The organism is Paenibacillus sp. 598K, assembly GCF_003851045.1.
GTDB lineage: Bacteria > Bacillota > Bacilli > Paenibacillales > Paenibacillaceae > Paenibacillus_D.
Map to the genome: position 1 here is coordinate 14,836 of NZ_BFBX01000010.1, position 18,936 is coordinate 33,771.

The 18,936-nt window shown below is 57.3% G+C and carries 13 protein-coding genes; 10 read left to right on the forward strand and 3 right to left on the reverse strand.

Going from position 1 to position 18,936, the window contains the following annotated elements; all coding sequences use genetic code 11:
- Positions 1-32 precede the first annotated feature (32 nt).
- Both PA598K_RS03570 and PA598K_RS03575 read left to right on the forward strand, forming a co-directional pair.
- A complete protein-coding gene (locus tag PA598K_RS03570) occupies positions 33-2,093 on the forward strand; it encodes a hydantoinase/oxoprolinase family protein (protein ID WP_128655530.1) in 2,061 nt (686 codons plus the stop codon).
- Complete coding sequence (locus PA598K_RS03575) at positions 2,090-4,090, forward strand: hydantoinase B/oxoprolinase family protein (RefSeq protein ID WP_128655531.1); 2,001 nt, start codon at positions 2,090-2,092, stop codon at positions 4,088-4,090. The genes PA598K_RS03570 and PA598K_RS03575 overlap by 4 nt, the downstream gene beginning before the upstream one ends.
- Before the next feature lie 20 nt (positions 4,091-4,110).
- Here the strand turns inward: PA598K_RS03575 and PA598K_RS03580 are convergent, their stop codons facing one another.
- Positions 4,111-4,674: a TetR/AcrR family transcriptional regulator gene (locus PA598K_RS03580; RefSeq protein WP_307719862.1), complete on the reverse strand. Its 564-nt coding sequence runs from the start codon at positions 4,672-4,674 to the stop codon at positions 4,111-4,113.
- Between the two features lie 132 nt (positions 4,675-4,806).
- On the opposite strand from PA598K_RS03580, the gene PA598K_RS03585 reads away from it, so the two are divergent.
- Positions 4,807-5,358 carry a hypothetical protein gene (locus tag PA598K_RS03585; protein WP_128655533.1) on the forward strand — a complete coding sequence of 184 codons (552 nt, stop codon included), beginning with the start codon at positions 4,807-4,809 and terminating at the stop codon, positions 5,356-5,358.
- A 132-nt stretch (positions 5,359-5,490) separates the two neighbouring features.
- Positions 5,491-6,654 carry a 5-methyltetrahydropteroyltriglutamate--homocysteine methyltransferase gene (locus PA598K_RS03590; RefSeq protein WP_128655534.1) on the forward strand — a complete coding sequence of 388 codons (1,164 nt, stop codon included), beginning with the start codon at positions 5,491-5,493 and terminating at the stop codon, positions 6,652-6,654.
- Between the two features lie 101 nt (positions 6,655-6,755).
- Here the strand turns inward: PA598K_RS03590 and PA598K_RS03595 are convergent, their stop codons facing one another.
- Positions 6,756-7,673, reverse strand: a complete 918-nt coding sequence (locus PA598K_RS03595) for a helix-turn-helix domain-containing protein (RefSeq protein ID WP_185601519.1) — start codon at positions 7,671-7,673, stop codon at positions 6,756-6,758.
- 184 nt (positions 7,674-7,857) lie between these two features.
- On the opposite strand from PA598K_RS03595, the gene PA598K_RS03600 reads away from it, so the two are divergent.
- From PA598K_RS03600 to PA598K_RS03620, 5 genes are all read left to right on the forward strand, one after another.
- Positions 7,858-8,868, forward strand: a complete 1,011-nt coding sequence (locus PA598K_RS03600) for a Gfo/Idh/MocA family protein (protein WP_128655536.1) — start codon at positions 7,858-7,860, stop codon at positions 8,866-8,868.
- A complete protein-coding gene (locus PA598K_RS03605) occupies positions 8,858-9,913 on the forward strand; it encodes a Gfo/Idh/MocA family protein (protein WP_185601521.1) in 1,056 nt (351 codons plus the stop codon). Before PA598K_RS03600 ends, PA598K_RS03605 begins: the two co-directional genes overlap by 11 nt.
- Positions 9,910-10,776: a sugar phosphate isomerase/epimerase family protein gene (locus PA598K_RS03610; RefSeq protein ID WP_128655538.1), complete on the forward strand. Its 867-nt coding sequence runs from the start codon at positions 9,910-9,912 to the stop codon at positions 10,774-10,776. Before PA598K_RS03605 ends, PA598K_RS03610 begins: the two co-directional genes overlap by 4 nt.
- A gap of 161 nt (positions 10,777-10,937) precedes the next feature.
- Positions 10,938-13,592, forward strand: coding sequence for a glycoside hydrolase family 38 N-terminal domain-containing protein (locus tag PA598K_RS03615; protein WP_260405253.1), 2,655 nt, complete (start codon positions 10,938-10,940; stop codon positions 13,590-13,592).
- A gap of 13 nt (positions 13,593-13,605) precedes the next feature.
- Positions 13,606-14,553, forward strand: a complete 948-nt coding sequence (locus PA598K_RS03620; protein WP_128655540.1) for a carbon-nitrogen hydrolase family protein — start codon at positions 13,606-13,608, stop codon at positions 14,551-14,553.
- A 66-nt stretch (positions 14,554-14,619) separates the two neighbouring features.
- Here the strand turns inward: PA598K_RS03620 and PA598K_RS03625 are convergent, their stop codons facing one another.
- On the reverse strand, positions 14,620-16,905 hold the full coding sequence (locus PA598K_RS03625; protein WP_128655541.1) for a helix-turn-helix domain-containing protein: 2,286 nt from the start codon (positions 16,903-16,905) through the stop codon (positions 14,620-14,622).
- Between the two features lie 238 nt (positions 16,906-17,143).
- Between PA598K_RS03625 and PA598K_RS03630 the strand changes: the two genes are divergently transcribed.
- Positions 17,144-18,841 (forward strand): extracellular solute-binding protein, encoded by a 1,698-nt coding sequence (locus PA598K_RS03630; protein WP_128655542.1) that lies wholly within the window; start codon positions 17,144-17,146, stop codon positions 18,839-18,841.
- The last annotated feature ends 95 nt before the right edge of the window (positions 18,842-18,936 follow it).

An 18,936-nucleotide genomic window follows, 5' to 3' on the forward strand; every position in this document is an offset into this window, starting at 1 on the left:
GCTCTACATGACAAACAAGGGGGCAAACGTACTTGAGCACATCCAACATCCGTCTGGGCATCGATATCGGGGGAACGTTCACGGACCTTACGGTATATGAAGAAGAGAGCGGAACAACCGTCAGCCTCAAAACGCCGACCGTGGCGGGTGACCCTGTGCAGGGAATCGCCAATGGTTTGCTGCTGCTCCGAGAGAAGGGGCTGACGGCCGATCAGATTCATTATTTCGTGCATGGCACGACCATTGGTCTCAATACATTGCTGCAAAGAAAAGGCGCCAAAACGGCGCTGTTCGTTACCGAAGGCTTTCGGGATATTTTGCACTTGCAGCGGCTGAGGCTGCCGGTGCCTTATGATTTTCGCTCTCGACTGCCGGAGCCGCTCGTGCCCCGGAGTCTGGTGTACCCGATCGCGGAGCGGCTGCGCCAGGACGGCACGGTCGCTCGCGAGCTTGACCTGGCGCAGCTGGACGCGGCGATTGACGCCGCGATGGCGGCCAAGGTCGAAGGCATCGTCGTCTGTTTTCTTCATAGCTACAAAAACGCTGAACATGAGCTTGCGGCAGCCAGACGGATCAGGGAACGCTCGGGCGGACGTCTGGAGGTAACGACGTCAGCCGAGCTGTGGCCGCAGATGCGCGAATACGAGCGCGCCGTCATGGCTGCCGTAAATTTATATATATTGCCGACATGCAAACGGTATTTCCAAACGTTGACGGAGCGTCTGCTGCTGGAGGGCGTGACGGCCAAGCCGTTTATTACGCAGTCCAATGGCGGCTTGATGGATATCGGGACAGCGGCGGAAGCGCCGGTCCGCACCCTGTTCTCCGGTCCGGCTGGAGGCATCGTCGGCGCGGTCCGGGCAGCGGAGTCGGCAGGCTTGCGCAATGTCATCACACTGGATATGGGCGGCACCAGCGCAGACATTTCCATCATCGAGAACCTGCAGCCGTCTTTTGTTCAGAGCAATCATCTGGCCGGGTTTCCGATTATTTTGCCTGCCGTGTCGATTTTTTCGGTGGGCGCTGGCGGCGGCTCCTTCGCCTGGATCGACAAGGGAGGCTTGCTGAAGGTCGGACCGGAGTCCGTAGGCTCCGATCCTGGTCCGGCCTGCTACGGCATCGGCGACAAAGCGGCGATGACCGATGCCTTCCTGCTCTGCGGCTACATCCATCCGGATCGGTTCGCAGCCGGTCATATGCAGCTGCATCCCGAGCTGTCGGCCAAGGCGTTGCAGCCGATCGCCGACTATCTCGCATGCGACATTTGGGAGACGGCGGACAAGATGATCCAGGTCGCGGTTGCCAACATGTACGCCGAGCTCAGCGGCATCATCGAGCAGCATGGCCTGGACCCGCGCGATTTTAGCTTGCTTGGCTTTGGCGGCGCCGGTCCGGTCGTCGTCAGCTTTTTGGCCGAGGAGATCGGCGCCGATTCCGTGCTGATCCCGCCTAGCCCCGGCACGCTCTGCGCGCTTGGCTCGCTGCTGGCCGACTTCGCTTACGATGCGGTGCAGGCCCGTTACGAGCGGCTGGAGCAGATTGCGCTGTCCGAGCTGCGGGCCGAGTATCGCAAGCTCTCGGCGCAGGCGGAGGCTTGGCTGGCCGAGCAGCAGATCCAGGGGCTCGAGGGTCACAGCATCCATTACTTCATGGATATCCGGTATGCCGGACAGGCCTTCGAGCTGGAGCTGCCGATTGAAGACAAGCAGCTGCGGCGCAAGGATCATCGCAGCATCATACAGTCGTTCCACGAGCTGCATCAGCGGCAGTACGGCCATCATGATGAGAAGGCCGCGCTGGAGGTTATCCAGCTGCGCGTCCGTATCCTGGGGCATACGATCAAGCCGGGCATCCGCCAGATCGGGCGGGCTGAGGGCCCGGCCGAAGCGAAGGGACGGCGGCAGATGATTTGCAACGGGCGCACGAGCGAGGCTGCGATCTACTGGCGCTCGGAGCTGCTGGAGGGCCATGTCATCGCGGGACCGGCCATCGTGGAGCAGGACGACACGACGGTACTGGTGCTGGATGGCTGGCAGGGCCGGATCGACGGACATGGCAATTTGATTTTGCGCAGAGGGGAGGAGACGGCATGAGGACGGACCCGGTAACGCTGGAGATTATGCGGAGTTATTTTAATGCGATTGCAAGCGGGATGGGGCATATTATCGAGAGGACCTCCATGACGACCTTCGTCAAGGAGTCGGCGGATTTTGCCACCGCGCTGGCAGCGCCCTCCGGACAGTTTTTTGTCTACCCACAATCGATCGGGGTAACGATCTTCATGGGCCTCAGTCTGCAGCAGGCGATCGAGTCCTGCCGGGAGGAGCTGGAGGAGGGCGACATCATTATTACCAACGACCCTTACAGCACCGACGGGCTGGCGACGCATCTTCCCGATGTGCATGTGTTCAAGCCGATCTTCGTGGACGGCGAGCTGATCAGCTACGCTTGGTCCTTTGTCCATTGCAGCGACGTGGGGGGGCTCGTCCCGGCGAGCATCTCGCCGCTGGCAACCGACATCCATCAGGAGGGCTTGCGCATACCTCCGGTCAAGCTGTACCGCGCAGGCAAGTCCAACACGGACGTGCTGTCCTTCCTGGATAACAACAGCCGGGTGCCGGGGTTAAATCGGGGCGATATCCACGCGATGGTCGCTGCCGTGAATACGGCGGAGACGCGTCTTCATACGATGGCGCGCAAGTTCGGCAGCGAAGCGGTGAAGGCGGCTATGCTGGATCTGCTGGAGCAGGGAGAGCAGCGCTCGCGCCAGGTCATCTCGGCGATCCCTGACGGCAGCTACGCCTTCGCGGACTATCTGGACGACGACATGGTGTCCGACGTGCCGATCCGGCTCGCCTTGACGCTGACGGTGCAGGGCTCGGAGATGGTGCTGGACTTCACCACCTGCGATTCGCAGGTGAGCACCGCGTTTAATCTGGTCACCAACGGCAAGCCGCATTCCTTTATGCTGCAAGGGCTGATCAACTATATTATTAGCGCCGACCCTTATATCCCTGTCAACGGAGGCATCATCGCGCCGATCCGCGTCATCGCGCCGCGCGGCAGCATCGTCAACCCGGAGTATCCCGCCTCGGTCGGGGTGCGCCATGCGATCACGATGCGGCTGTACAGCGCGGTGCTGGGCGCCCTGTCGCAGGCTGTGCCGGAGCTGGTGCCTGCGGCGGGAGCGGGGCAAGCAGCCATCGTCGTCCTCTCCACGCCGGGCGATGACGGCAGGTCCCGCGACATGGCGGTCATCGAGCCGATGGGCGGCGGAGGCGGCGGCCAGAGCGATATGGATGGCGTCGACGGCATCGATCATGCCTCCGGCTTCCTGCAGAATACGCCGATCGAGAGTCTGGAGCAGCACATCGACGTGCTGGTGCATCGCTACGAGCTGCTGCCGGATACTGGCGGCGCGGGCTTGCATCGGGGCGGCCATGCGATCGGCCTTGATTTTGAGATCAGGAGACCAGAGTCTATCGTGACCGCCAGAGGTCTGGAGCGGATGAGCTTCCAGCCCTGGGGCTTGACGGGCGGCAAGGCGGGGGCGCTGGGCCATATCGTGTTGAATCCGGATGGCGAGCGCAAACCGATCGCCAAAATCAGCGTCCTGACCCCGGAGCAAGGGGATATCGTCAGTATCCGATCGCCCGGCGGCGGCGGTTGGGGCAATCCGCTGGACCGTTCCCCGGAGCTGGTGGTGCGGGAAGTCGCCGACGGCCTCCTCAGTCCGGGACAAGCGGCCGAGCAATATGGCGTCGTCATCGCCGAGCTGGCGGACGATCCCTCAGGCCATCTGTTCACCTGGGATCGTCTGGCGACCGAGGAGCTGCGCGCCCAGCGGCATCGACAGACGGCGGGCATCGTACAGCCGCTGTGGCAATTTGGCGAAGCCCGCGAGCGGTACGAGCGGCGATTTACGCCGGAAGCCAGCGATGCGCTGGCGGTGTTGCTGCAGGAGCTGCCGCCGTCGCTTCGCTGGAACCGCAAGCAGGAGGTTCACAAGCTGGCGGCCCAGCAGGACGGCGAGTCGGTCACGGCGGCGGATATCGAGGCGATCTGGCAGCTTTACTCGACTCGGCTCTAGACTGCCAACCCAGCTTCTCCTCAAGTCCCCGGCTTGCAAATGGAGGCCAGATAGCTCTCCAGCACTTGCTCTGCCCGGGCCGGCTTCAGCCGGTCCGGGCCCATCAGCATGTGCAGAGCCAGCCCGTCGAGCAGGGCGTACAGCTTTTCCGCTTCGAGCGGCAGCTCCAACGTCGGCCGCAGCAACCCTAGCTGGGCCAGATGCGACAGGAGCTGTTCCACCGCCTGCAGAATCCCGTCATACTGCGCGTCAAAGGCAGGCGGATTTGATTTTTTCATATGGAACGTAAACTCGAACCAAACCTCCATCTCCAGCCGCCGCTCCTCGTCGCACGGCACCATCTCCATCAGCATGCGCAGCACCTTGCGGACGGGGGGCAGCTCCTCCGTAGCCACCTGCCGGATGCGCGCCGTTGCCCGCTCCTTGACGACCTCCATGGCAAACACGAGCAAATCATCCTGGGTCGGGAAATAATGCCTTAGCGCGCCGAGCGACAAGCCGGACTCCTGCGCAATATTGCGCACGCTGGCGCCCTTGATGCCCTTCTGCTGGACGACCCGCCAGGCGGCCTCCGCAATTTCCAACCTTCTCTCATCATGATCCACAATTTTTGGCATGCTTCTATTGTAGCAAAGCCGTGGAATGGAAACAACAATATAATACAGTTGTATTATAAAAATGAAGTTGCTATACTGGTTCGGAAGGGAGCTGGGAGCATGAATGCAATCGCCTGGATGATCGTAGGCTGCGAAATCGCATTTTGGGTGTTTATTATCTCGGGTCTGACCGTGCGCTACATCGGGCGACAGCCTGCGGCGGGGATGGTGTTGCTGGCGCTGACGCCGGTCGTGGATGTGGTCTTGCTGCTGCTGACCGGCTGGGATCTGCTGTACCATAATAGCGAGGCGACGGTCGCCCATGGCATCGCTGCCGTGTATATCGGCGTGTCGATCGCCTTTGGGAAGCGGATGATCCGATGGGCGGATGAGCGGTTCCGCTACTATGTCACCAAGGAGGGGCCGAAGCCGGCGAAGCTGTATGGGATGGCGCAAGCTCGCGATTATATGGGCAGCTGGCTGCTGCATCTGCTCGCCTACGCGATCGGCTGCGGCCTGTTGCTGGGGTTGACCTATCTGATAGACGATGCCTCCCGGACAGCAGCGCTGAATGGGATCCTACGCATCTGGTCTGTCGTTCTGGGCATCGATTTCGTTATCGCCTTGACCTATTTTTTGTGGCCCCGGCGCAGTCCTGGAGAGGCGGCGTAGCTGCTTCAACTTGACATGGCAAATGTACCCGGCTATAGCTTTTAGCTATAACCAGGTATGCCTTTTTGGTATTCCATCTCCTCCTCCCGGGCGTGATATGATCATCGTATAACATCTAGGAGGTTGGAGGACATGACAGACAAGTTCCAGATCGTCGGAAGTCTATTGCGGCCTGAAGAGCTGTTGAAATATAAAACCCAGATCGAGCACCGTGACGATATTCAGTATCCGTTCTATGACCATTTTGAGGGCTATCAACAATGCGAGACGGAGGCGATCCAGCAGGTCGTCCAGAAGGAAGTCGAGCATAACCTGTCCGTCCTGACGGACGGAGAGTTTTCCAAATCGCTGTGGCACCTGGACTTCGTATGGGGCTTTGGCGGCGTCGAACGATATATCGCCGATCATGGCTACTTCTTCCGCGACCTGGACGGATCGTCCAAGTACGAGACGCGCAAGGATATCGGCATCCGCATCACAGCGCCGCTGAGCGGCAAGAATCATCATTTCATCGGGCTGTTCAAGCAGCTGCAAGAGACGGCGGGCGAGCAGCAGACGAAGCTATGCGTGCCGTCGCCATCCCATATCTTCGGCGAGCTGTCGTGGTCGGACAACATGAACGGCGCTGATGCGGTCTATCGCAACAAGGAGGAGCTCAAAGCAGGCTTGGTGAGCGCCTACAAGGAATTCGTGGCCGACTTCGCTGCGGCTGGCGGCCGGATCCTGCAATTCGACGACTGCCTGTGGGAGCTGTTCGCCGACGACAACCCGAACTCGCCGTTTACGGGCGAGCAGGTCGACCATGCAGAGGTTCAGAAGCTGGCGACCGACTTCATCGAGATTAACAACACGGTCATCGACTTCGGCCATAGTCTGGGGCTGAAGATGTGGACGCATAACTGCCGCGGCAATTACGACTCACGCAACATGGGCGGAGGCTCGTATGCCAAGATCGCCAATCTGTTCCTGAAGCAGCTCAAATATGACCGCTTCTTCCTGGAGTGGGACGACGACCGCGCAGGCTCGATCGAGGCGCTGGAAGTATTCAAGGATCGCCCGGACACCGAGATCGTGCTCGGCCTGCTCTCCTCCAAGACGCGTACGCTCGATGACGAGGCGCGCGTCGTGCGTCTGCTCGACGAAGCGTCGAAGATCATCGACAAGGACCGGCTGCTGCTCTCGCATCAGTGCGGCTTCGCCTCCTGCGACGGCGGCAACGAGCTGAGCGAAGCGGAGCAATGGGCGAAGATCGACCAAGGACAAAAAATTGCCAAGCAGTATTGGGGGCAAGCTTAATCGCGACCTCGGCAAGGTAGCAGACGGTGATCGGCGGGAAGACGACTATCCAAAAGACAAGAGCGGAATGCAGGCTGTCATACCTGTCATTCCGCTCTTTTTTACGTTTGCGCTTGAACCGTCCTGGCATACTCGCTGGGCGACATGCCTGTGATGCGCTTGAACTGGCGCGAGAAAAAATGAAGGCTTGCATAGCCGAGAAGCTCGGCGATCTCCGTCATGTTGTACGTTTCTTCGCGGATATGCAGCTTGGCATGCTCGATCCGCAAGCGCACGATATATTCCGTGACGCCGCTGCCGGTATGGTCGCGGAATAAGGAGCGAACATGAGATTGGCTCAGGGCAAATTCGGCGCACACGGCATCGATGGACGGGCGCTCGGCGATTCGAGCCGTCAGGAATTCGACGATCCGGCGGATCAGGTCGCGTTGTCCTTTCTCTTGGGGCAAGGAGGATAGTCTGCGAGCAGACGGCGGTGCCTGACTGCGGCGGATGAGCTGGATGAGCAGCGTCTCCAGATAGATTTTGACCAACTGTTCGGCCCCGAAGTCAGGCTTATCCTTGCGTGCGAGCGGGTGAGCCGACCTCGCCGAGGCGGGTTTGTTGATCGTCTTGTTGATGGGAGCTGCGAACAGCTTGTCCGCCTCCTCCATGAGATTCGAGAGCTGCTGCCGTTCGGCATTACCGAGCCGCAGCATTTTGTGCGTAAAAAATCGCATCGCCTCGGATTTGCAGCCGAAGGCCACGATGAATGTATTCGGCGGTGTCTTCCGATTGCACTTCAAGCTATGGAATTCGTTCGGAGAATAGAAGATCATGTCGCCTTGGATGAGATGGAAGGAAGAATAATCCGTGGTGATTTCAACCTCGCCTTTATCGACATAGAGAAACTCCCAGAAGTCGTGCTGCTCTCCGGAATACACGAAGTTTTTGTTGAATTCGTTGTAGTGGATCGAATAGATTCGATCGACCGAAATTTGTTCCTTCAGCTTAATAAATCGATACTGTTGCTTCCCCATAGCCATCCCCCCTGAAGCGCTCCCACCTGTTCGTCTCCATCGTAAAGCGGGCAAAACGATATGTCAATCAAAGTGCAACTGAAATCACAAAAGTGCAAATATACAATCGTTTAGGCCAAAGCTTTTGAACGCACGGGGCCCGTATGCTAACAGAGAGGACGGATGAAGCGACAGGAGGAAGAAGATGAAGAACATACGAACCGCCGTTGTCGGCTTGAACATGGGGCTCGCTCACGCGCATGCCTTCAGCAGAGCGGAACGCTCGGACTTGCGCTGGGTGGTAGACCTGGACGAGAGCAAGGCAGCAAAAACGGCCGAGGAGCTGGGCTGCAATTATGCAACCGACTGGACAACTATTCTGGACGATGTCGATGCGATAAGCTTTTGCACGCCGCATCATCTGCATGCGACGCAAGCGCTGCAAGCGATTGCCGCCGGCAAGCATGTATTGATGGAGAAGCCCTTGGCCAACACAGAGGAGGATTGCCTCCGTATCATCGAGGCGGCAGAGCAAGGGGACGTGACGGTCATGATGGCCTATGTCGTCCGGTATATGCCCGCGATCCGCAAGCTGAAGGAAGCGATCGACAGTGGCCGATACGGCCAGCCGATCAGCGCTCAGTTCTGGGTGCAGACCTATCTCGACCCGATGCCGGGGACCTGGTTCGCCAGCAAGGAGAAGCTGGGGGGCGGCGTATTATTCAGCCACGGCTGCCACTATATCGATATTATGCAGTATCTGCTCGGCGAGGTGTCCAGCGTAGCCGAATTCGGTACGCGAGTCGGCACGGAGTGGATGGAGGGCGAAGGAACGTCGCACGGAATCATGCAGTTCGCCAGCGGCGCATTGGCTCATCTGGTCAGTAGCTGGGGGATGAAGTATGCTAGTCCGCCCGCCTTGTGCCAGATCCATCTGACCGAGGGCATGCTGCAATTGAGCCGAGATCAATGGACATTGGAAGCGTTATCGGCGAGCGGGACGGAGCGGTTGTACGAGTATCCGCCAGGGCAGGAGCAGCGACTCGACACGAATGTCTCGTTCGAGATCGAGCACTTCCTCGAAAGCATCGGATCGGGTACGCGTCCCGAGACGGATGGACAGGAAGCGCTCCGATCGCTGCGGACGATCTGGGCGATGTCGGGTACTGCAGGAGTTCAGATCGACCAAAAGAGGGGGAACGGACATGACGATTAAGGTAGGCATTATCGGGTGCGGCCTGATGGGAGCCTTGCATGCGCGGACCTTGCACACGTTGCCGGGAGTCAAGGTCGCTGCCGTCCACAATCGGACACGCGCCAAAGCGGAGGCGCTGGCGGCGGAGGTCGGCGCTGTCGTCTATGATTCATACGAGTCCTTGCTGGAGCAGGAGCTGGATGCCGTATGGGTAGCGACGCCCGATCATCTGCATGTCGAAGCGTCGAAGGCGGTACTGGCGTCGGGGAAGCATCTGTTTCTGGAGAAGGCGATCGCTACCTCGATGGCGGATGCGGCAGAGATTGTAGCGGCGGGCGAGCAGCATGCGCATCTAAAGGCGATGGTCGGTTATCCGCTCCGCTTCTCCCCTGCGTACAAGGCGATGAAGGCAACCGTTGCAGGGGAGGCTGCCGGCAAACCGCTGCAAGCCTGGTCGATGCGGACGCATTTTCTCGACCCGAACCAGCGGGTCTACGACAAGTATCGCGATCATTATTACGATACGCCGAGCTGGTATTTCGACGACGAGACGGCCAAGGGCCCGATCTTCTCCCACGGCTCGCATGACTACGATCTTCTGATGTGGATGTGCGGAGAGATCGAGTCCGTGTTCGCCTACGGAGGCACCTATCTGCTGCCTCCGGGGAGCGTAGCCGACGCCTTCACGGTGTCCATCCGGTTCGCCAACGGGGGGATCGGACAGGTCAGCACGCCTTGGATCACTCGGGTGGAATACGACATCACCGGGGTGGCCACGGAGCATCTGACAGTCGTCAACAACAACGGCGTGCTGCTGGAGAAAGACGACGGAGGTCCCGAGCGCACCACATCCTACGCCGATAACGATATGTGGGTCCGTCTGAATGCCCACTTCATCGATTGTATCCGCGAGGATAAGCAGCCGCTTATCTCCTTGGCGGACGGGATGCGTGTCCTCGCCGTATCCGAGGCGGCGTATCGCTCGCTCAAGGAGCGTCGGGAGGTCCAGGTGGATTATTCCGCCTTGCGACAGGCGACGCAGACGGGAGGTCGGGTAGAAGCATGATTCCTACGATCAAGCTGGCGTGCATGAGCTGGATCTATTGCGGGTATTCGTTTAAAGCGTCGCTGGCAAGCATAGCCCGGGCAGGATACCGTTACGTCTCGTTCGGCTTGCCTCATGAGGACCGGCCGGCCTTCGACGACAGCGCGGACGGGGAAGCGCTGCGGATCGTACGGCTGCTGGAGCGTTACGGGCTGGAGCCGGTGACGCTTGTCAGTACGGATGTATTGGCTCCTGGCGTGCCGATCGAGCGAGCCAGGCAGCGCTTGGCGTTTGCGCAAGCGATCGGCGTGCAGGAGCTGCTGTCGCTGGGCACGACTAGCTACCGCAGCTTCCCGGACGAGCCGATCCCGGAGGTGGAGATGAAGCCGATCGACGAAGCCTTCGCCGCCAAGTTCCGCGAGGTGGGCGAGGAAGCGGGCAAGCGTGGACTGACGGTGACCATCAAGCCTCATACCGGCAACACGGCAACGGCAGGCGTAATCGCCGAGACGCTGCGAACGATCGGCTCCCCTCATGTGAAGGCATGCTACGATCCCGGCAATGTCCGCTTCTATGAAGGCATCGATCCGGCGGCAGATTTCCCCTTGATCGCCTCGCAGACGGCATCCTTGATCGCCAAGGATCATCGGGGCGCGCGCGCCGAGGTCGATTTCCCTATACCGGGGGAGGGAGAGGTCGACTTCCGCACGATGTTCGCTACGTTGCGCGAGACCGGGTTCGCGGGTCCGGTCGTCCTCGAGAGGCTCGACGGTGCCGGCGGCAGATACGGGGCGGCCTTGCCGCTGGATGCGCTGGAGGCGCGAGTAGCCGAAGCAAGAGCTACGCTCGAGCGGATGCTGCGGGAAGCCGGGTTTGAGAGCTGACGACGGGGGAATCGACCGTAGATCCGATACTATACATTTCTTCGGTTGTCGATCCTCGGGATACTAGCGCAGCAATTGTCTCTAGGCATGGTCCCGGACTCGTATAAGATGGAGGTAGGGTATCCCACAGGACAGGAGGGAGCGTCATAGACAAGCCAACGATATATTACTTCTCCAGTACCCATTGGGACAGAGAATGGTACGAGAGCTTCCAGGGCTTCCGCTTCAGACTCGTCGAGATGATGACCGAGCTTATCGAGGTGATGGAGCAATCGCCGGACTTCCAGACCTTCCATCTGGACGGACAGACCGTTGTGCTTCGCGATTATATCGAGATTGAGCCTGACAAGCGCGAGCGGCTTGGCCGCCTGATCCGGGAGGGGCGTCTGGTTATCGGTCCCTGGTATGTGATGCCGGATGAATTTCTCGTATCGGGCGAGAGCTTGATCCGCAATCTGATGAAGGGCAGACAGCTATGCAGGGAATGGGGCGCGGAGCCCTGGAGGTATGGCTATATTTGCGATACGTTCGGGCATATCGCGCAGCTCCCGCAGCTCTTCCAAGGCTTCGGTATTCCTTATTCGGTCGTGGGGCGCGGGCTCAACGAGCATAGCGTCCCGTCCCATTTTCGTTGGGGTTCGCCGGACGGCAGCGAGTGTATCGCCTACAAGCTGTTCGACGACAACTCGTACGGCGCTTTTCTGGCCGTGCTCACGAATGCGGAAACCCGGCAATTCGATGCAGACGAGAAGAGAGCCGCAATCCAGGAGCATGTCGAGCGCGAGCTGGCGCGTTCTCCTCTGGGGATCGGTCTGCTCATGGATGGGCAGGATCACGGCCGCGTTCGCCAGGATACCACCGATTACGTGACGTTGATCCGCGAGCTGTTCCCGCAAGCGGAGGTCAAGCATACGAACCTGGAGCAGATGGGGCGGCAGCTTGAAGCGCACCGGGATCGCATGCCGCTGCTGACAGGCGAGCTCTACGATCCGGGGAAGAGTCCAGGCTCGAACTATGTCATCCCCCATACGTTGTCCAGCCGTTATCCGCTGAAGCAAGCCAACGACGCCGGGCAGGCGCTGCTGGAGAAATGGGTGGAGCCGCTGGCTGCAATCGCCGGCCTGCAGGGCTACTCCATTCCCAAGGCCTATCTAGACAAGGCTTACGAATACCTGCTGCTCAATCATCCGCATGATTCAATCTGCGGCTGCTCCATCGATGCGGTGCATGAGGATATGAAGTACCGCTCGCAGCAATCCAGAGAAATCGCTCTGCAAGTGCTAGGCAGCATGCAACAGAAGCAGCTCGAAGCGATCGCCAGCACACAGCATTCGAAGGACGGTCACCTGCTGCTGCTCGTAACCAACCCGCTGTTGTTCCCGCGACGTCAGGTGGTTACCGTCGATATCGACTTCGAGCCGCAATACCCCGAGCAATACCAAGAGCCTTTCGGCTACGAGCAGAAGAACAGCTTCCGTATACGCGATAGCCTGGATCGCGAAATCCCGTATGGACTGGTCAAGATCAGAAGGAATGTTCAATCCGACGTATTCCGCCAGAACGGCAAGACGATCGACCGTCATACCGTATCGCTGCTGGTCGAGCTTCCTGCGCTCGGCACCGCCGAGTATAGGATCGAGCCCTCGCCGTTGCCGTCTCGATATCTGGAGCGGATGTCGCGGGATCGACAAGAGGCGGAGAATGAATACCTGAAGCTGACGATCCGGGATAATGGAACGATCTGTATCATGGATAAAAGAACGGGCCGGAGCTATGATCAGTTGTGCAGCTATCTCGACGATGGCGAGATCGGGGACGGTTGGTTCCATGCGGGACCTGTCGAGGACAGACTGGTGGACAGTCGGGGCTTCGAGTGCAGGATCGAGATTGTAGAGCATGGTCCGGCACGGATCGTATTTCAAGTCAGCCAGACGCTCAGACTGCCGCGAGAGATGCTCCACACCCCGCATGGACAGATGCGCTCGGCCGAGGATCAGCCGGTGGTGATCCTTACCCGCTTCGGGCTATCCCAGGGCGCGGAGCATGTCGACGTGGAGACGACCATCGATAATCAGGCCCGCGACCACAGGCTCAGATTGGTCCTTCCGACGGGCGTAGCCGAACCCTCATATTTCGTGAAGCAGGCTTTCGCTTTTATTCGAAGACCGACAGGCTTTCGTCTGGAGACGCAGCATTGGAAGGAGTCCGAGGCCCCGGAGAAGCAAATGGACGGCATTGTCGGCAAGCGACGGGCAGACGGTACGGGACTGGCCCTGGTCTCTCCCTTCGGTCTGCACGAATGCGCTGCTCCGGAGCATGAGCAGGGAGAATTGCATATCACCATGTTCCGCTCGTACCGCAAAACCTACTTGACCAACGGGGAAGAGGGCGGACAACTGATCGGACCGCTCACCTTCAACTACGCCTTGGCGCCCTTGCGAGCCGAGGTGTCCGATGCGGACCTGGCGCGGCTGCAAGATTCGCTGCAGGCGGGCGTAAGGACGGCAACGGTTCGTGTGGATCAGGATTATGTGTCTCCCGAGCCGGTCTCTTATTTTGAATTGACGCCATCCGATATTTGCGTGAGCGTGATGAAGCGTCCCGAATCGGGCTCGGATCAGGATATCGTCATACGCTGCGTCAACCTGTCGGAGCACCCGGCCACCGCGAGGCTGCTGTCGCACAGGACGCTTCGTCAGGCGACGAAGGCAACCTTGTACGAGGAATCGCTCGAGCCGGTGGATTTCGAGCCAGGCGGCTTCGAGATTGCGCTCTCGGCATGGCAGATCCAGACGTATCGACTGACTATGGCATAGGGGGCATGGAGAGATGGCGCGATATGTAACGATCAGTACGTTTAATTACCATTATTGCACGGTCGATCCGCTGCAGGACATTGAGACGGCGATTATCCAGGTATCGGAGTTTCTCGCCGATAAAATCCAACAGGTGCTACCCGATCAGCCCGACCTGATCGTGTTGCCGGAATGCTGCGATGTCCCTTCGGGTTATGACGGCGAACGGCTCAAGGCGTACTATCGGCAGCGTGCCGATCGCATCCTCGACCTGCTGTCCGATCTAGCGAGACAACATCGCTGCTACATCGCTTATCCGACCATTCGGTATCGCGATGACGACACCTGGCGAAACTCCGTCTTGCTCATTGATCGCGAGGGCACAGTAGCGGGAACCTACGACAAGAATCATCCGGTCAGCATCGAGATCGAGCAGGACGGCATCGTATGCGGCAGCGAAGCGCCGGTTTTCACCTGCGACTTTGGGCGGGTGGCGATCGCGATTTGCTTCGATCTCAATTTTGCCCCGTTGCGCGACCGTTACGCCCGTATGCAGCCGGACCTGATTTTGTTTCCATCCATGTTCCATGGAGGCTTTATGCAGCAGTATTGGGCTTATGCCTGCCGAGCCTTTTTCGTTGGCGCGATTGCCGGTCGATTGCCGAGCGCCATCCTGTCCCCCCTCGGCCAGCCGCTTTATTCGACCTCCAGCTACTATGATTATGTTACCGGGACGATTAATCTGGATGCCGTCGTCGTCCATCTGGATTTTAATCGTCCGAAGCTGGAGCGGATGAAGCAGAAGTATGGCGTGAAGGTCAGCATCATGGACCCCGGGTTGGTCGGATCGGTGCTGGTCACCTCAGAGTCCGCGGATAGGACGGCGGATGACCTGGTGAAGGAGTTCGACTTGGTCCGATTGGATGACTACCTGGCCCAGTCGCTGGCGCTTCATCGGAGCAAGGGACAAGACGTATTGTAGTGAGAGAGAGCCATGGACAAGACACCTTAGAGCGATTTTCATAAGCTTAAGGTGTCTTTTTTGAGGTCAATTGCCCGGCACGGGCACCGATGGGTCGTCGTTCAGACGTTGTCTGCGGTATTGTCCCGGCGGCATGCCGGTCATGCGCTTGAACATGCGGATGAAGGAGCTCACATTGTGGTAGCCGACTTTGAGCGAGATCGACTGAATGCTGGCATCGTCCGCAGCGAGCAGCTCCTTGGCTTTGTGAATCCGGACTTCATTCAAGTACTCGCTGAACGTACAGCCGAAGTTCTCCTTGAAGTAGGTGGACAAGTATCCGCCGGACAGCTTGAGCTGATCGGCCAGCAGATCCAGAGAGATGTCCTGGCTATAATGCTGGTTAATATAGGAGGTCACATAGGTGACGATACTATTGCTGCTCTCGCGCTTATTGCGGACGAGCAGGGTGCTCTCGGCCAGGAAACGGGCGAAGAACAGCTCGTATTGCTCCAGCGTATGACAATATTTGATCTGCTCATAGGGCGAATTCTCGTTCAGAATCAGACTGATATCCTGCTGCCCGGCGATTAATCCTTTGATGACGCGTTCGATGATCTGGTTGGCGAACAGATGGAATTGAAAGGCGGAGGCATGCTTCTTGTCCATCAGATGCAGGCCGCGCCGGATCAGTCCCATGACATTCGTTTCGTTCCCATGCTGCAAATTTTCCCAGAATTCCTGCTCCGGTATGATCGGATGCAAGGAAAAGTCGGATTCCGTAATTTCGGTCGTCACAATCTGGGTTTCCTCATTAAGCCTACGGGACCGAAGCATACGCAACGCTTGCTCGTAATGAGCGGCCAGATGGCTAAATTCGCTCTGCCGGGGCTGGATCGCGATAGTCACAAAGCCGTAATCCATGTCCCTGTCGAACCACTGCTTCAGCGCTTCCAGCTTGTCTGCAACGGTCTGGAAGCTGTCCGTGAATATAAGGGTGCATTGCAGATCCTTTTCGATGTTCAACGAGATCGAGCCGGGGAAATGCTCCTCGGTGTAGGATTGCGTCATCGCCCGGACATAGGCGGACGCTTCGTTTTGCTGCGCATCGTCAAAGTCCTGGATGAAGGATTGCGTGAAATTAAATTGAAACAAGCAGATGAAAAACGGCTCGGCCGGGTCGATGACATTTCGAATATCGTCCGAGTAGGTTTCGACGTTTTTGATTTTGCGCCAATAGCCGTATTGTCTCAGCAGCTTGTTCTTCGCCTCGAGATCCGAGTTATAATCGCGATTGATCTTGGCCAGGTTATGGATCTGTTCATTGATTAGCTTGAACTCATGAATATCCGTCGTGACGGGAACCGGCTTGTCCGGATTTCGGATCGTTTCGATGATTTTCTGGAAAGGATTGTTGAACCGAATGCTTAAGAAGATCGAGATCGCCAGGCTGGCACCGATCGATACGATCAGGATAGCCAATAACAAATAATTGAGCTGGACAATCCGCGAGGCAACGGTCTTGTAGGGAATGGCATTCACAAAGGTCAGTCCGGTCAAGTCCGAGGTTTTGTAAAAATAGTAGATGTCGTCTTTTTTGACGAAGCTGTCATCGCTGTCCTTTGTTGTCTCGACCGGTAGGGAAGGGCGGCTCTTATCTGACGAGTAGACCAGCGCGCCGTCGCGTCCGATAATCTGGAATACCCCCATATTAATATAGTTGTAATTGGTAAACATTTGATCGGCATTAAGAAAGGCCACCATCATCACCTGCTTGTCGAGCATGTTATAGTTGACCAATGGAATCGCTTCCACGTTCGGCGAAGCGGTCACCTGATTATATTTTTTGAACTCGGCAGCAGGTAAAACGTTTACATGATTCGCAGGATTGAATTGCTCCCTCCAAAAGCTGGGGGGATAGGAGGCGCTAACCATAAAGGTCGTAAACATTTTATCGAAATCGACCAGACCGTCCTTGTCGAGCACATAGTCCGACGATTTGAAGGCCAGCAGCACATTGTCCAGATTGAGCATCTCGTTCGATGCCAGATTGGACATTTCCTTGGTGATTTGCAGAATCACATCGTAGTTGAGCGAGTCGGCAGACATGTTCCGTATCAGATTGATCCGGCTGTCGAGGATAATATTGGTCATGCTTTTGTTGATGAGCTGGATTTGCTTCTCGTAGCTGTCCACCGTTTTGTCGAGGATCAATCGATTGCTCTGGACCAGCTCCTCGTTAATGCTCGTCTTAAAAAAAAGGAACGAAAGAAGGTTAAAGGATAACAAGACAACGATGATAATGAGAAAGCTGACAAGAAGCTTGAAAAACAACGAGTTTTTATTCTGCATGAGCTTTAATGTCTTGATCATGTTACGTTTTCCTCCATTTCGTTCAAATATGCCGTAAACCGGATCGTATACATTTGATCAGGTGAAGGACTGTCGTATACTTTTTGGCGAACTGTGTCTACCTGGATTGGGGCGCCATGTTTACAATTACCTTATCACAAGCGATTTTAAGTTTCCACGAAAAAATTAAAGGAGGGTAGGTCAGCCCCAAACAGACTTGTGAGGAAAAGTAACATTAACTTTCAGGGGGAAGATAACCGTGCGAAATCAATCCAGACGTATCTCCGCAATCGGTATGGCTCTTGTACTAGTCATGTCTGTCCTGCTCGCGGCTTGCAGCGACAACAAGGAGGATTCACCGACTCCTGCCCCACCCGCATCGTCAGAGGAACCGAATTCGACGTCAGGCACAGGCGAGACGGAACCTCCGGCGAAGGGATTGCCGGCCAAGTTCGATCCGCCGATTCAATTGACGACGGCGATGGCCAACTACTCCTACACCAAGTTCGGCGACGGGGAGACGACAGATAACAATGTCTATACGCAATACATTAAAGATACGTATGGGATTGAAGTGAAAGCGATCTGGGACGTTCCGTTCGGTCAATACGAACAGAAGGTGAATCTGATGATTGCCTCCGGGGATATGCCGGATTTCGTCGGGGTTTCTCCTTCGCAGTTCAAGCAATTGTACGAGGCCGGAGCGATTGCCGACTTAACGGAAGTGTATGAGACCTACGCCTCGGATCAAGTGAGAGAGATCATGGAGCTGGCCGGTCCGGAAGTATTGGAATCGGCGCGCATGAAGGGCCGATTGATGGCCATCCCTTGGACAGGCGTCGCCAAGGAGAGCGTCTCGGTGTTGTGGGTTCGCAAGGACTGGTACGAAAAATTCAATCTGACGCCGCCGCAATCGATGGCTGACGTCTTGAAGATGGCCGAGATCTTCGCCACCCAAGACCCGGACGGGAACGGCAAGCCGGATACCTTTGGATTGGGGCTATACAAAGAGCTGAGCGATAACGCGATGGTAGGCTTCCTGAACGGCTTCCATGCGTACCGCGACATATGGATCAAGGATGCGGACGGCAAGCTCGTCAGCGGCGATATTCAACCGGAGATGAAAACGGCGCTGGCCGAACTGCAAACGCTCTATAAAAACGGATGGCTGGACAAGGAGTTCGGCGTCAAGGATATGCAGAAGCTGGAGGAGAGCATCGCCAGCGGCAAAATCGGCATGGTCTTCGGCAATATGGGGTCTGCTGCCGCTCCGCTGCAGCAATTGACGCCAGAAAACGAGTGGCTCCCCTTCGCGGTGCCATCCGCTGACGGAGAGGCTGTGAAGCTGCAGATCCCGCTCAATATCTACAATTATTATTGGGTGGTAAACAAGGATGTCGAGCATCCGGAAGCGATCTTCCCGATGATCCAGACCTGGCTGGATATGTTCTACTATAATACCTCGGATGACCTATACACCCAGTACAACTATGACAGCGAGCTGGACATTGCCCATTGGATGAACGCGCCTATCAAAATCTACAAAAACAAGCGGGCCGATAATCATCTCGCCGAGATGGAAGCGTTGAACGGAAGCAAGGACAAATCGGAGTTGACGCCCGAGCAGCGCAATAACCTGGCGGGAATCGAGAAGTATCTGGCCGGCGACAAGAAATTCTGGAACGTGTACTATCAGGACGGTCCGGAAAGCTCCGGCAAAATCGCCGTCGAGTACTTGGAAAAGGATAGCTACCAGCCGACGCAATTTACCGGCATGCCGACGCCTGCGATGCTGCAAAAAAAGGGTAATCTCGACAAACTTCGCGATCAGATGGTGTTGAAGGTAATTACAGGCGGCTCGTTGGACGAGTTCGACCGCTTCGTGGAGCAATGGAAGAAGCTGGGCGGGGACGAAATGACAGCCGAAGTGAACGAATGGCTCGCGAGCAATCAGTAGGATGAGCCCGAATGACACGAACGAAGGCGCGTGAAGAGGAGAGGGAAGCCGGGGATAATCGGAAGCCCGCTCTCCTCGCAACGCGCAACAAGTGA